This is a genomic window from uncultured Thiodictyon sp., from assembly GCF_903946935.1.
GTDB lineage: Bacteria > Pseudomonadota > Gammaproteobacteria > Chromatiales > Chromatiaceae > Thiodictyon.
This window is the reverse complement of sequence record NZ_CAJAXH010000070.1, coordinates 1-14189: the sequence shown is the minus strand read 5'-3', so window position 1 is coordinate 14189 and position 14189 is coordinate 1. Positions and strand designations below refer to the sequence as shown.

Here is a 14189-nt window from a genome sequence, read left to right as displayed (position 1 = left end):
CTCGTTCATGGTAGCGACCGGTGTCCAAAGATCCGACGCCCATGATCGCAGGAAGACCTCGGTTTTTCAACTGAGTGGCCGCCGCTATACATAGATCGCCGGAGCTAACATGAGTAACTTCTTAGTGAACCGTTCCTAACCAGATATTTCGCGTTTGCCCAGCCACGCATCTCTTTATATGTGATAGGCAGCCAGAGAGTACGACCGTTTGAAACTCCCGGCCCCGTCACTTCGATATTCTTAGCGTTTGGAGGAATCGCCCCGACGATGTACGCTCTTGGTGTAGGGCTCACCCTAACATTCAACACATCATCGCTCGCGACATCAGCCACACTATATAATGAGCCTGCGAAACTAGCGTTAGACAATAGTGAAAAAAGAAGGGCAATAAACGAAAATGGTCCTGAAAGAATCACATATCCACAAAACTTAGTTCTACTCATTCGTCTTGCTCTTCTTAAGCCTAACGTGTTCCAGCTCGAGACGGGCCGCAGCTGGCCTGGGCTGGCGCGGGCCGCTTGTGGGCTAGATTGTACGAGGATACTAATGTACTCGACTGAATCGAGTCTAGTACCCAAAAGCATCCTGGCACCCGCCCATGGCCACCACCCCCGCGCGCCCCCGCCGCCAAGACGGCACCCCCTCCAACTGGCACCGCTACCGGAATCTACTGATCCACCACGGTGTGCCCGAGAAGATGCGGCCCTGGTACCTGCTCCGGGTCGAGGCGTTCCTGAAGGCGCTGCGTCCGGAGTCCCTGTACCGGCTGACGGCCGAGCAGGTGATCGGCTACCCCCAAAACCTGTCGAGCCAAAGGGCAACTTGCCGACTGGCAGTTTCGCCAAACCTTTGACACTTTGCAACTCCTTGTGGATTGGTGTCGCAGCTTCTTGGCATTCGGCGCCGACAAGCGCGTGGGTTGGCCAATGCAGGAGGCCGAACATTCCGCAGTTGCGCGGCGGCTAACGCTGGGGTTCCTTCGTCACCCCAGCCTGCACCGAATGCTTGGGCCGTCTCCTCGCGCTACCGGTCCGGCGCGGCGGGGCGGATGGGTTTCGCGGCCTTGGTCATCGCTTCGGCTAGGCCGGCGCTTGGGGTAACCCGTCGCGGCCTGGGGGCCGCTCCTACGCGGGTAGGAGCGGCCCCCAGGCCGCGACGAAAGTTCGCGGGGTGGCCGGAATAATGATCAAGGCCCCCGCCCAAGCCGGCCCGAGCCCCGACTCAACCCGGAGGCCGACGCTTCAGCGGGTAGCCCCCGCCCGCCGGCCCGGCCTGCGGGGCTCCCCCATCTATCGCGAAGTTGGCCATATAATGGGCCTAAGCGTCCTCACCCCCGGAGCGCCTTGCCATGACCAGAACCGCCATTGAGACCCAGGCCCTCGACGAACTCAGCCGCCTCCCCCCGGAGCAGGCCCAGGAGGCCCTGGACTTCATCCTGTTCCTGCGTGCGCGCGCGCAGCCCCGGGTCGCGCCTCCCGTCCGCCCACTCGGGCTCATGCGGGGACAGGCGACCTGCCACATCGCCGAGGACTTCGCAGTCACCGACGAGGACCTGTTGTGCCTATGACCGGCTACCTGCTGGATACCCACAGCTTCCTGTGGAGCGTGTTCACGCCCGAGCGGCTCAGCCGGGCCGCCCAGGCGCTACTCGCGAACGCCGAGAATCCGGTCTACGTGAGCAGCGTCAGTTTCTGGGAGATCTCGCTGAAGGCGGGCATCGGCAAGCTGACCCTCACGGGTTGCGTGCCCGACGCCTTGCCGGAGATCGCGCAAGACATGGGATACAGGTTGTTGCCGCTGGCGCCGGACGAGGCCGCCAGCTTCCATCGCCTGCCGCGCATCGCTCACAAGGACCCGTTCGACCGGATGCTGATCTGGCAGGCGATCCAGCGTCGGCTGGTCCTGATGACCAAAGATGCCGCCTTCGACGAGTATCGCGCCTTCCAACTCCAGACCTTCTGGTAGCCGTGTATGTTGATCAAGGTGCGTGTGGCGCACCCTCCCTCGTGACACTCTGTCGTTGCGGCAACCCGTCGCGGCCTGGGGGCCGCTCCTACGCGGGTAGGAGCGGCCCCCAGGCCGCGACGAATGTTCGCGGGGGGGCGGAATAATGATCAAGGCCCCCGCCCGCCGCGCCCGGCCGGCCCGGCTCGGATGGCCGATCAGGCCACGAACCGGCACTGGCTCGCCCCCGTGCGCGTGTCCATATTGCGGCCGCGGGTGGCGTGGTCCTCGATCTCGGCGGCCGTGCCGATGGTGCGGCCGTAGAGGAAGGTGGTGAAGGCGCCGTATTCGAGGAAGCCGGCGTCGATCTCCCCGGCGACGTAGGGCCGCCACAAGATCTTCAGCAGGATGACGGCGATGACCGCGTCGATGTTGACGCAATAGACGTTGCTGCTGACGCCATAGCTGGCCAGGGCATGGACCAGTTCGTGGTAGAACTCGTGGAAGACGTTATAGCTGCCGCGCGACTCGAAGAGTTCCCGGACATAGACTTCACGGGGGTCCAGATTGATCTCCTTGCCTTTGAAGATCGGGTGGTTGACGCACGGGATCTTGGCGTAGGACAGGTTGCCGATGGCCTTGGCCTTGGCCTTGTTGAGCTTGAAGTCGACGGCATAGTCGGCGGCGATGCGGACCAGGTCCAGGCCATGATTGGGATCGCCGGGATCGGCCAGGTTGCGCCCGCTGAAGCGCTCGATCAGGAATTGCATGGCCTCGAAGCCGTTGCCGCCGTGGGCAAAGCCGGTGTGGCTGAGGAAGCCGAGATAGCCTTTGTTCACCTGGACGCGCTCGGGCATCTCCGGCCCGTCCGCGCTGACCCCGCCCTTGGCGCCCTGGGCCGAGATGGTGCCGGGGCCGTTCGAGGCGGTGAGCCCGAGCAGCACCGAGAAGGCAAAGCGGCCCTCGGCATCGGGCCGGTGCGCCAGCAAGGCGAGGTAGGCGGTCTCGGTGAAGCTCCAGTCGTCGATCAGGGAGCGCACCGGGACGCCGCCGAAGCTGTCCGCGCTCTGGCGGTCCGGGTTCACGGATGCGCCGACCATCGTCGCGGCGACGCGCAGGTGCCAGGGCAGGTTGGCCAGGGTCGTCACCGAGATCCGCTTGTGCAGCAGCGGCCGCCAGGCGAGGTGCAGGCAGATGGCGGCGAGCACGGCGTCCGCGCTCGGGTGGCGGTCCTGGGCGGCGGCTAGGTCGGTCAGGTAGCGCAGGATGGCGGTCTCGATCGCGCCGCGCGCCCGCGCACCCGCGAGCATCGCCACGGCCAAAGGGTCCGGCTCGGCGGCGAGCAGGGTGCCGGCCTGCTCCGGTGTGGTGGCGGCGATGCGCGCAGCGATGGCGACGTGCGGATCGGTGAGGTCCGTGATCCCCGATTGCCGAAAGACTTCAAGCAGCGTCTGCACGGCCGTGCGGGCACCCGCCACCAGGTTCGGCCCGAGCAGCGCAACCGCGGCGCACAGCGCCGTGTTCGGGCTGCTGCCGGCCGCGCGGGCGGCGTGCGCCGCCGCGAGCAGCGGCGTGCCGTGCAGATCGACATAGGCGTTCAGCGCGACGTTGGCGAGCGCGCGACCGGTGTCGTCGGGGTACTCGCGCACCAGGGACAGGACCAGGTTTTCCTCGTAGGAACGGGTGGCGAGGTCCAGGATGCTGGCGCCGTGCAAGCGCGTGATCTGCGTCTGGGGGTCCATCATGGAGGCCCCGGAGGCGTCCTTCATGACCTCCCGCGGCGGGATCACGCCGACCTGGCGGTTGACCGCCTCGATCTGCTCCTTGTAGGGCTCGACGGCCGGCACCGCCTTGACGTCGAGCATCGAAGGCAGCGCGAGCCCGGTGTCATCGGCGAACCAGCACTTCATCGACAGGTCGCCGATCGGCGCGAAGTCCGGTTCGCGGCGATTCAACGCCATGACGGCGGTCATGGCCGACGGAATGTCGGCGATATTGGTGACGACCGCACCCTTGGCCGAGAAGACCGGGTTGTCGGCGGTATAGAGGGCATCGACGCCGAGCTTTTCCATGAACCAGCGTTCCTTGGCGGCGGCATTGTCGCCGCTGCCGGCGATGGCACCGGCGTGGCCGCAGGCCTTGGTCAAGCGGTCTTTCCAGCGCCCGACGATGCAGGCGATCACCGGCTTCTCGAACGCCAGGTCCCGTTCGTAGTAGCCGCCGGGCTCGATGTACATCACGGCGGCATGGCTGCGGCGGTCGTTGTGGAAGGCGTTGGTGAACTCCGCGGCCGCGAAGTGGATATAGACGTCCTTGCCGGACGACAGCGATACGGTGGTCCCCCAGCCGGCGGTCAGCAGGTAGACGGCGATCGTGGTGGTGAAGTTGCCGGAGTTCGAATAGATGGCGACCGTGCCCGGAACCAGCGACTCGGCCGGATGGGTGCCGCCCAGCGCGCCGCCGATGCGTACATGCTGGTGGGCGTCGGCGATGCCGAGACAGTTGCCGCCGAAGACGTCGACGCCCTGGAGCTGACAGTACTGGCGGATGATCCGGGCATCGCTCAACGGGACCTTTTCGGTCAAGATCACCACGCGCGTGAGCACGGGGTTGACGCGCACCGCCTCGATGACCGCGTCTTTGACCCCGGCCGGCGGGACATAGACGACCGCGACATTGAACCGGTGACCGGCCTCCAGGGCCTCGGCGACCGTGTTGTAGACCGGGATGTCGTTGAGCTCGGTCTTCAGCACTGAGCCGGAGCGCCCGGGCTGCACGCCGCAGACCACGTTGCCGCCGGAGTAGGTATGGCTGATCGGGGTTACCGTGCGGCTCTCGTTGCCGAGGATGTTCAACACGCACACCCGGTCGTCGCGGGTGGCGAACTGGGCCAGGTTGCCGTTGCCGACGAAAAAATGAGGGAATTCGGGGATACCCTGGCGGCGCATGGCGCCGAGGAAGTGGGCGTCGTTGGCAGACATAGTGAATCTCGTGCTGCGGGCGGGTTGGTCGGGCTGTTGGTCGGGCTGTTCGTCAGGCGGCGCAGAGGCCCATCTGGCGGGCGATCTCGGCGCGGCCCCCAGTGCGCATCCAGGTGTCGATGTCACGGGCGTAATTGACCACGCCGCTCATGGCCGAGTCGTGGCCGAACATCCGATACGGCAGCCCGAGCCCGTCGAGGGTGTCCTTGAGATAGGCCATGCCGCGGATCAGGTTCGGTCCGCCGCGTCCGACGACGACGAACAGTGGTCGCCGGCCGTGGCTGTTGAAATAGTCCCGCAAGGCATCGGCCATGGCCCGGAAGGTGGTGTAGATGTCCGTGTTGTTGGCCTTGCCGCCGATGATGAACAGTACGTTGCTCTGCTCGAGCCAGTGCTTGTAAACGATGCGGCTGATGTCGTACATCTTCTCGTACGGCGGGTTGCCGCCGAAGTCCGAGGAGATGTTGCCCGCCTCGCCCAGCAGCTCGGTGACCAGCGCGTTGGCACCGCCGCCGAAGGTCATGGCCGTGATGGTGCCCTGGTCGTTGATCACGAACACGTCCGACTGGCCCTGGTAGGTCCGCAGCGCGTTGACCTCGATCTCGAAGGCGGAGTAGCTCGCGGATTCCAGATTGTCCGGCAGATTCAGCCGATGCCAGGTCGGGTCGTCGCCGTCGAAGGCGCATTTGAAGTCGCAGGCGACGGGGCTCAAGCGCCCCTGACCGTTCGGCATCATGCGGATCGGATTGAGCTCCAGCATACTCATGCCGTAGTTGCTGAAGAGGTCCCACAGCTTTGGCAAGTGCTGCACCAGCGGGCTGATGATCTCGCGCGGCGCATCGATGCTGTCCAGCGCATTGGCGACGATGAACCCCTTGAAACCGGTCAGGGCGTCGAAGGGGATGGCCGCGATCTGGTTGGGCGCCAGGTCTTCGATGTCGACGCCGCCGTGGTGGGTGATGGTCAGCGTCGGGGCACGGTAGCGGGTCGCGTCCGCGATCGACACATAGATCTCGTGCTCGGCCGGGACCGCACCCTCGAAGGTGACGCCCTCGGCCTTGGCCACTTGATTGCCGACCCGGTGCTCGACGAAGAACAGCCGTTCCTTCTCGCGCATGGCCGTGGCCAGGTCGGTCGCCCGCCCAATCAACCCGGACTTGCCCTTTTTGCCGATGCCACCCTTAAAGATGGGCTTGATCAGCACACTGCCCCAGCGGTCGATCAGGTCCTTGACCTGCGTGCCGGTCGCGTCCGGACCCAGCACCTCCGCGGTTGGATAGTCCACATAATCAAGGAGCTTGGCCCCCCAAAGCATCCCGGTGATCTGCATCGTTGTATCCTCCCGCCGACGCGGGAAACCCTAATTATGATAAAAAATCCACAGTTTTACCTGGGAGTCAGTCGACGTTTGCCATTTCAGTGAATCTATCCAGGTAAAGGCGCGTGGCGAGCCGCCAAGCACACGACCGTGGAGAATCCGGATGGACGAATGCGGAAGCCTAAGTCACACAGCGCGGGAGTGCAAATGCTATGTATTATTTTTCCCGGGACGAGGCGACGATAGGTGGGAAAATCCGAAACCAAGGGCAGGAGGACACGCGACTCGAACAGGTCAGCCTCTGAGGCTGACTCGTCGGCCGGCCTTGATCATATTTCCGGCCACGGGTCGACGCCGCAGCCCGTCGCGGCCTGGGGGCCGCTCCTACGCCGTAGGAGCGGCCCCCAGGCCGCGACGAGTGCCAGCCGGGATGTGGCCGGATTAATGACTAAGGCCGACAGGACCAAGGCTGAAGCCTTGGACACCAGGGGCAAGTGGTCGGGTACGGATCAGCGGATGTGGTTGGGCTCGTCCTTGATCAGGTAGGCCTCTTCCTCGGCGTTGAGTTCCACCTCGTCGAAGCCGGTCAGCATGGGGGTCACATGCTCGACGAAAGAGTGACCGATGGTCAGCATGTAGACATGAACGATGACGAAGGCCAGGATGGCATAGGCGGTTGCGGTATGGATCAGGGCCACCCGCCCCAGCCAGACCGCGGCGCCGGGGGTGTCGCCCCAGGCGAAATAGAACAGATAGACGATCCCGGACACCCAGATGAGCGGGAACAGGATGCTCTTCAGTAACAGGTAGGCGATGGCCTGCAACGGGTTGTGCTTGCGCCAATAGGCCTTGCGGTAGGGGTGGCGCTCGCCCTTGAAGATGCCATAGGAATAGAAGCGCACCACCTGACCGAGCCCGGCGGCGGTGGGCAGGTAGTGCTTCCAGTTGCCGGTGGTGAAGAGCCAGAAGGTGGCCAGCACCCAGAGCGTCAGGAGCGCCAGGGCGGCCAGGGTATGTAGGGTTACCGCCTCATCGAAGCTCATCCATTGATTGATTCCATGAATGGCGAAACCGCTGATCAGCATGGTGAGGATGAGCGTCACCTGCGCCCAGTGCCAGAAGCGCTCAAAGATGGTGTAGATCAGGACTGAACGGATACTCATGACTAGTTGTCCCCGGTGTGGTCTTGGTTGGCTTGGCGGCGGTTCTTGAAGCGGCTCACCCCGCGCATCGCGGCGTGCGAAAGGCTCCCGCCGAGGGTGCCGAAGATCAAGATCATACCGGCCAGGTCGACCCAGCGGTTGCGGTCGCGGCCCGGCAGATAGACCCCGCTCACGCTGCTCAACCGACCCTCGGTCGCGTGACATTCACGGCAGCCGAGCGCGTCCTCCTTGGGGGCGACCATGTGGGTGATGGGCCAATAGGAGACGGTCTGCAGATAGCCGAATTCTCCCGAGTAGGGCAGATTAAACTCTTTCATGCCGCGGGCGACGGCCTTGCCCATGTCGTAATTGCCCCAGAAGGCGTCGGTGTCTTCACCCCACAGGTGGGTATAGACCAGGGTGCCATTGCCCATGTCGAACGGTTGCCAGGTGTGCATGCGCTTGAAGGGCCAGATGCGCGAGCGCCCATCGGCGCGGGAACCCAGATAGGCATTGATCGGGATCGGCTCATCCTTCACGTCGAAATGGGTGTCGACGGTGGTATAGCGCATCTGGCCATTGAACCAGCCGTAGGTGGGGATCACGTTCTCATCATAGGTGAAGGTGCCCTTGATCGACTTGTAGGTGTAGCGCTCCTCGCCATTGCCCTGGGTGTAGCCGTGCTCGTGGTAGCCCTCGCCGTTCTTGGTCTTGCCGGCGGTGCGCCAATCCCAGTCCATAATGGTGGCCACGCCGCCGCGGGCGAAGCGGGGGATATGGCAGGTCTGGCAGGCGACCGAGGCAACGTGATGGTTGAGCTTGCGATGCTCCACCGAGCCCGACTGGTGGGGGGCGTCGGTATGGCAGGACTCACAGGTGGCCACATCGCGGCGTTGACCTGGGCGCCCGGCGCCGGCGGTGTCCTTGGCGATGACGTCATAGCGGCTGCCGGCCCAGATGTGGTGCCTGGTGACATGGCAGGCGGTGCAGGCGAAGTTCTGCCCATTGGGGGACATGTGTACGTCGAGGTCGCGCGGCGGGTGCTTGAGCGCGGAGGAGAGGTCGCCGTGCTTCACATTGTCGCCGCCGCCGCCGTTGAAATGGCAGGCGCCGCAGTTGGCGCGCTCGGGTAGCTGGACCGACTGGGCGATTTTGGCCAGATCCATGGCGGGCAGGCCCTCGAACATCACGGTACAGGCCTTGTTGCCCTTGCTGTTGGGGGTCTTGTAGTAGGTGCCGGTATGGTCGTGACAGACCAGGCAGTCGATGTTGTCCTGGTTGGTGAAGTCGAAGGTCTCGTCCTTCCAGCCGTAACCGGCGTGACACTGGGCACACATGCCCTCGTTGCCCCGGGCGTTGGTGCAAAAATTGTTGATCAGGTGCTTCTTGCCGAGCTTCTGACCGGTCTCCGGGCTGGTGTACTCCCAGGTCCAGTGGATGTTTTTCAGGAAGTGCTTGCCGCTCTCGGTGTGGCAGCTCAGGCAGGCCTTGGTGACCTCTGGCCCGTCGGCGAAGGGACCCTTGAGGGCCTCAAACTTGCTGTGGTCGGCGCTGCCGCCGGTGAGTGGACCCGATACCTGGGCGGCTGCGTCCCCCTCGATGGGTGGCGTCGGCCAGTTGCTCCGCGCCTGGGCGGGGAGGGCGGTGAGTAACATCAAGGTCAAGATGACCCTGATGCCGGAAAGTGTATGCATGATAGTTGTCCTCCGCGATTGCAGGGCCGCGCGCGCCCCAGCTTGTTATTAGCATTGGGTCGACCGGGCCTCGCCGCAGCGCGCCAGCGCGTCGGGCCAGACCCATGAGCTTGATCTCTTGAACATCTTGCGGGCACTGTGGCGCTGGTGCCCCGGGCAATCTGGCGCTGCCTGACTGGCTCGGTTGCGGCCCGACACCGCGGGCGCGCGGCGAAGTTAGGGCGCGACGGCGAGGCGAGTCATTGCGAATTGTCAGTCAGGTCCGTCGCGGCGGCAAAATATTTTTGCGGCGATCTTGGCGATCTTGGCGCCTTGCCCTAAGACCCATGAGAAACCGAGGCTAGTACTTGGAGAAGATGTCCCGCAAACGGCACAGGAGCAGGCTGGGGTCGAAGGTGGGGTCGGGCAGGACCTCGCCGTTCAGCACGGCGGTCAGTACACGGTCGGCGGCCGACTCGCCGGTGAGCAGGACGTCAATGCTCCGCTTGTCCATCCGGCGGCGAAAGCCATCCCCGGCGCTGCCGGCCACGATGACCGAGACCCCGTCCAGCGGATGGGGGCCATCGCCCTCCCAGTGGTGAAAGACCTGCATCTTTGCCAGTTCAATGCGCAGCGGTTCGGGTGCGGACGCGTCGCTGTCGTAGAGCAACCAGTGGCGGGCCTGGCCGGCGTGGCCGGCGACCCGGGTGAAGTCTTTGGTGGCGATGGCGATTTTCATGGATCAGTCGGGCGGCGATGGGCGCTGTTGAGGGCTCGCGAGCATAGCAATATCGCCGCCCGCTGACCATTGGAAACCTTGGTGTGCCCGACTTGCGGCCTAGCAATCTCCGCTGGATGAGCTTCTCGTGACGCCGCTCTAGCGGTGTCACGCATGTGTCAGGCGCTTTGCGCCGGGGACGCCACTGGCCAATCCGCCGCCAAGGCTCACCAGGTACTCAGTATCCATTCCCGAGCTGGTAGCCTCAATGTCCCTGGGTGGGTGGGCAGCCGCGGAACCGGCCGCCAAGTCGTCCGGACACATTGGTCATCGGCCCGACGGGCAAGATCGACCCCACCGCGGTTCGTGTCCCCGCGGAGCCTCCGGCCATCCCGGAATACCTATCCTGCCCCGCCTGATCGATCTTGCAGTCTATCGCGGGGAGCACAATCTCAGGGCAGCGACCACCCTGGGTGTGGTGGGGGCCGGCGGGCTGGGCCTGGAGATCGTCACCGCCTTCCATCTATTCGAGTACCGCGATTGGCCTCATCGCTTGGGGCCGCTAACACCCACGAGCTTGAGCGTCATTCCGGCCGGGACGCCGGAATCCAGGGCAGGGAAGGCAACCTCGCGACTCGCCAGGACTGCTGCAAGCAATCGTGGCGCGTCAGCCATCACATAGCGAGCGTCACAAGCAAGAGGAAGGAATCATGATCAAACCCGGCAACACCCGGCGCGGCGCCAAATCCAAGCGACTGAATCGTTTGATGACGATTCCGGTTTCGCATATCAGCGAGTTGGTGCGCTGGATGCTCGACTACGGCGGCGTGCCGTATCGGGAGGAAGGCAATGTGCCGATGCTGCATTTACCTTCGTTCTGGTTGGCTGGCGCGGACACCCAGGCCATGCCGGTCCTGGTTACCAGCGAGGCGGCGCTGTGTACGTTGCGCGAATCGCTGGAATATATTGACGCGCGCTTGCCTGCTGAACTGCGGCTTTACCCTCGTGATCCTGATGGGCTGGCGGAAACCGAACGTCTGCTGGTGGTCTTGGTGGATGAGCTGGGCCTGGCGACGCGCAATTACGGTTATGCCATGCTATTGCCGCATAAGCAGACCGTGCTGACGTTCTGGCAGCGCGGTGTCCCTGGCTGGCAACGCTGGCTCGCGGCAGTGGCCTATCCGCTTATCGCCGATACGCTGGTAAAAGTCCTGCCGGCCGATCCCGGCACGATCGAGCCCAGCAAGCAAAAGATCGAAGCCGTGTTCGCGGAACTTGATGCCTTGCTGGCCGATGGTCGCGCGTATTTGCTGGGCAGTCGGCCCACCATCGCCGATTATTGCCTGGCGGCGTTGGCGGCGCCGGTCTTGTTGCCAGAGCAATTCGGTGGCGTCCAACCGAGCAAGGACGAATTGCCAGCCGCTTACCAGGCGTTCGTCGATCAGTTGCGCGCGACGCCGACCGGCGCTCTCGCCTTGACCATGTACCGCCAACATCGACCAGCGCCGCAACCCGTGTTGGATCATCACCCAACCTCGACCACCCCTGAAAATTTTTTCAGCTATTACATGGCCCGTGGCGTGGCGACGCTCACCGGCCCATCGGTACAGCGCGTGTTTTTCAACGTGCTGCGCAAGTATAAACCGGTACTGTTTCTGGCTAAGCGCGTGCTGGTTACCCGCGACAGGGATGTACGCGAAACCCTGGCCCGCGATACCGAATTTACCATCGCGGAGATCAACGCCCCCAATATGCAGCGTCTGAATGGTGCGTTTTTCTTAGGGATGGATCGTTCAGAAACCTATACCAAAGAGCAGGGCGCCGTGCGGCGCGTCATTCAATCCGGCGAAGACCAACTGATTCGCCGCATCGTGCGCAAACATTGCGACGACATGATCCGCGCCGCGCGACCGGTGGGCCGTATCGACATGGTGTCACAATTGACCCGGCCGGTGGCCCGGCGTGTCGTCCGCGATTACCTCGGCGTACCTGGGCCGGACGAAATCACGGTGATGCGCTGGTTGCGATCCTTGTTTCACGACCTGTTCTTGAACCTGAGCAATGACCGCGGCATACAGATGACCGCAGAACAGTCGTTCAGAGAAATGGGCCCCTACCTGCTCAATCTCATTGCCGAGCGCCGGGCTCAGCTTCAGCAAGGCGAACAATTCGATGACTTTCTGTCCCGGTTCATCAAAATGGGCATGGATGGCGAGCACGATCTGGACGATGACGGCATCCGCCGCAACATTTCCGGTCTGCTGGTCGGCGCTTTGGATACCAACTCAATGGCCACGACCTTGATCGTCGAGCAATTGCTGAACAAGCCTGATGTGCTGCAGCGCGCGAGGCTTGCAGTGGACAACGAGGAGCAATTGCTCCACCTGTGTTTCGATGTGTTTCGCTTCAATACCATGGCGGCGGCAATGCGCCGACACTGCAAAAACGGCGCCGACATTGCCGGGGTCACCATTCCGCAAGGCACGGAAGTTTTCGCGTTTACCTCCTCGGCAATGTTCGACGAAACGGCGTGGCCGGAGCCTTACACCGTGCGCGACGATCGGTCCCTGGATCGTTACCTGCATTTCGGCGACGGCATGCACCGCTGTTTTGGTGAATACGTCAATCGGATCCAGATCCCGACGTTGGTCGGCAGTTTGCTGCGCTTGAAGAACTTAAGAACGTGCAGCGGCATTCTTTACGACGGACCGTTTCCCGATCAGTTTGTGCTGAGCTTTGATCGGTAAGTGATTCGCCAGCGCGATTGCCTTGATCGTCATTCCGGCCGGGACGCCGGAATCCGGGCCAGGGACGGCAACCGCTAGGACCCCGCGAGCGCGCGGTATATGGCCGACTGGCCGGAACGACGATCAAGGTCCGCTTGCGCCTGATCGGAAAAAACAAGTTGCAAACGCTCGAAGAGTTGGCGAAACTTCCAGCCGAAGAAAGTCGGCCGGTTCAGCGCTTGTTGTAGGTAGCCCCTCACTTCCCCCTCGGTCAGTCGCGAGAGGGACCCCGGGCGCAACTCCTTCAAGAAGTCCTCGACTTGGCGCACGTACCGCGGGCGCATGTTCGATCAGGCACGACTTTATGCGAGAGCAGATCCAGTTAGCGATCCCAGTGGAACGGGGAGTAGTTCTTGTGGTGCAGGCCGGGTAGGCTCGGGCGTGTGCGAGATTAGGTCTTCAGGGGGCTGGACTGCATTCAGTCCAGTCCCCTGAAGGGATAGTGCAGTGTGGCGTCCAGGTCGTCCGTCGCAGTCTCCGCCGGCTGCGGCCTGTCTGGAGGGAATAGCAGGTTAAGCGCTTTCATAGGCGATAGAACTTAAGGAAACGAAACATGTGGGAAGCAATTCAGTACGTCACAACTGGTCTTACCTTTGTTGCCTTCTTGGTTACGGTGATTGCTTGGGCCTACAAATCGAAGTCGGAGGAACGCGAACGTCTTATTCAGGCCGCCTCAGAAGACAAACGCGCTGACCTCGTTCGCTCAACGCTTGAATTCTTTGATGTTGATACAACCGGGCTGACCAAAGAGCAGAAATACCAACTCGCTCTCGCGCAGATCCATGAGAGGGCGCGGCGCTTCCGGACGATGGCGATTGTCGTTTGCGTTCTGGCTCTTATTTTGGCCGGTGTTTCCGCGTACGCCATCTCGCAAACAAGCATCAAAGTGCCGCCGAAAGAAAAGATGGACGTGAAGGGTTCAGCGCAAACGAAGGAAGATACGACGGCGCTTACTAAGGAGCGAATCTTTGATTCACGTGGACCGAACAAGATATCGCTTGCAAGCTCTACGGAATGGAATTACCCAAATGATGTGGTCCGAGTTAAGGGAACCTTAGTGACGAACGGAAAGCCACTCGCGATCAAAGCCGCTAAGCTGATTGCAGAGGACGCTAGCGTTGTTGCTTTTGAGGCGCCCGCAGTTGCCGCGAGTGGGCGAAACGGTGCTGATGGTTCGCTTGGGCACGCAGGAACAGGTGCTGGACAAACGGGCGCGGGCGGCACGGATGGCCAGTCCGGGTTAAATGGCGAACCAGGGCTTTCGATTGGCCCGGTCGCAATTGAGGCCATAGTGTTTGAAGGAAGACTTAGTGTCTCGGCGTCCGGAGGCTCTGGTGGTAACGGTGGTCGCGGAGGAAATGGGGGTAACGGCGGAAATGGTGCTCGCGGCGAGGCTAGCCGACCTGGTGTCCTCGATTGTGCCAGTGGGCCCGGTTGGGGTGGGCGGGGTGGTGATGGTGGCGCCGCTGGAAGAGGCGGTGACGGCGGGCTAGTACCGCAGGATGAAAGTGCTCGGACCATGTCAAGCTAGGCTGCCAACGGCTTGCCTTGGTAGGTCCAGCGGAATGGTTTGGCCATTGTCTTGTTGAAATAGTCGATGAAGTTTTTGATTTTCTGGCAAAGGTCG

At 62.8% G+C, this 14189-nt stretch carries 10 protein-coding genes; 5 read left to right on the top strand and 5 right to left on the bottom strand.

Translation table 11 applies throughout. From position 1 onward, the window contains the following. Positions 1-598 precede the first annotated feature (598 nt). The 3 genes from QZX93_RS06065 to QZX93_RS06055 all read left to right on the top strand — a co-directional run bounded on the left by QZX93_RS06065 (position 599) and on the right by QZX93_RS06055 (position 1965). Positions 599-853: a hypothetical protein gene (locus tag QZX93_RS06065; RefSeq protein ID WP_295394440.1), complete on the top strand. Its 255-nt coding sequence runs from the start codon at positions 599-601 to the stop codon at positions 851-853. 495 nt (positions 854-1348) lie between these two features. Next, entirely contained in the window at positions 1349-1567 is a 219-nt protein-coding gene (locus QZX93_RS06060; RefSeq protein ID WP_295394438.1) for a hypothetical protein, read from the top strand. Further along, a complete protein-coding gene (locus tag QZX93_RS06055; RefSeq protein WP_295394436.1) occupies positions 1564-1965 on the top strand; it encodes a type II toxin-antitoxin system VapC family toxin in 402 nt (133 codons plus the stop codon). The genes QZX93_RS06060 and QZX93_RS06055 overlap by 4 nt, the downstream gene beginning before the upstream one ends. 197 nt (positions 1966-2162) lie before the next feature. Here QZX93_RS06055 and QZX93_RS06050 read toward each other — a convergent pair whose 3' ends face one another. The 5 genes from QZX93_RS06050 to QZX93_RS06030 all read right to left on the bottom strand — a co-directional run bounded on the left by QZX93_RS06050 (position 2163) and on the right by QZX93_RS06030 (position 9797). Continuing rightward, positions 2163-4925 (bottom strand): CoA-binding protein, encoded by a 2763-nt coding sequence (locus QZX93_RS06050; protein ID WP_295392820.1) that lies wholly within the window; start codon positions 4923-4925, stop codon positions 2163-2165. 52 nt (positions 4926-4977) lie between these two features. After that, a complete protein-coding gene (locus tag QZX93_RS06045; protein WP_295392819.1) occupies positions 4978-6255 on the bottom strand; it encodes an ATP citrate lyase citrate-binding domain-containing protein in 1278 nt (425 codons plus the stop codon). Positions 6256-6752: 497 nt separating this feature from the next. Beyond that, positions 6753-7406 (bottom strand): cytochrome b/b6 domain-containing protein, encoded by a 654-nt coding sequence (locus QZX93_RS06040; RefSeq protein ID WP_295388980.1) that lies wholly within the window; start codon positions 7404-7406, stop codon positions 6753-6755. 2 nt (positions 7407-7408) lie between these two features. Then, positions 7409-9079 carry a tetrathionate reductase family octaheme c-type cytochrome gene (locus QZX93_RS06035; RefSeq protein ID WP_295388979.1) on the bottom strand — a complete coding sequence of 557 codons (1671 nt, stop codon included), beginning with the start codon at positions 9077-9079 and terminating at the stop codon, positions 7409-7411. A 340-nt stretch (positions 9080-9419) separates the two neighbouring features. Beyond that, complete coding sequence (locus QZX93_RS06030) at positions 9420-9797, bottom strand: hypothetical protein (RefSeq protein ID WP_295388978.1); 378 nt, start codon at positions 9795-9797, stop codon at positions 9420-9422. 689 nt (positions 9798-10486) lie between these two features. Between QZX93_RS06030 and QZX93_RS06025 the strand changes: the two genes are divergently transcribed. Further along, complete coding sequence (locus tag QZX93_RS06025; RefSeq protein WP_295388977.1) at positions 10487-12523, top strand: cytochrome P450; 2037 nt, start codon at positions 10487-10489, stop codon at positions 12521-12523. 592 nt (positions 12524-13115) lie between these two features. Next, the gene (locus QZX93_RS06020) at positions 13116-14093 is read left to right on the top strand and encodes a hypothetical protein (RefSeq protein WP_295388976.1); all 978 of its coding nucleotides are present in this window, start codon (positions 13116-13118) and stop codon (positions 14091-14093) included. Positions 14094-14189 lie beyond the last annotated feature (96 nt).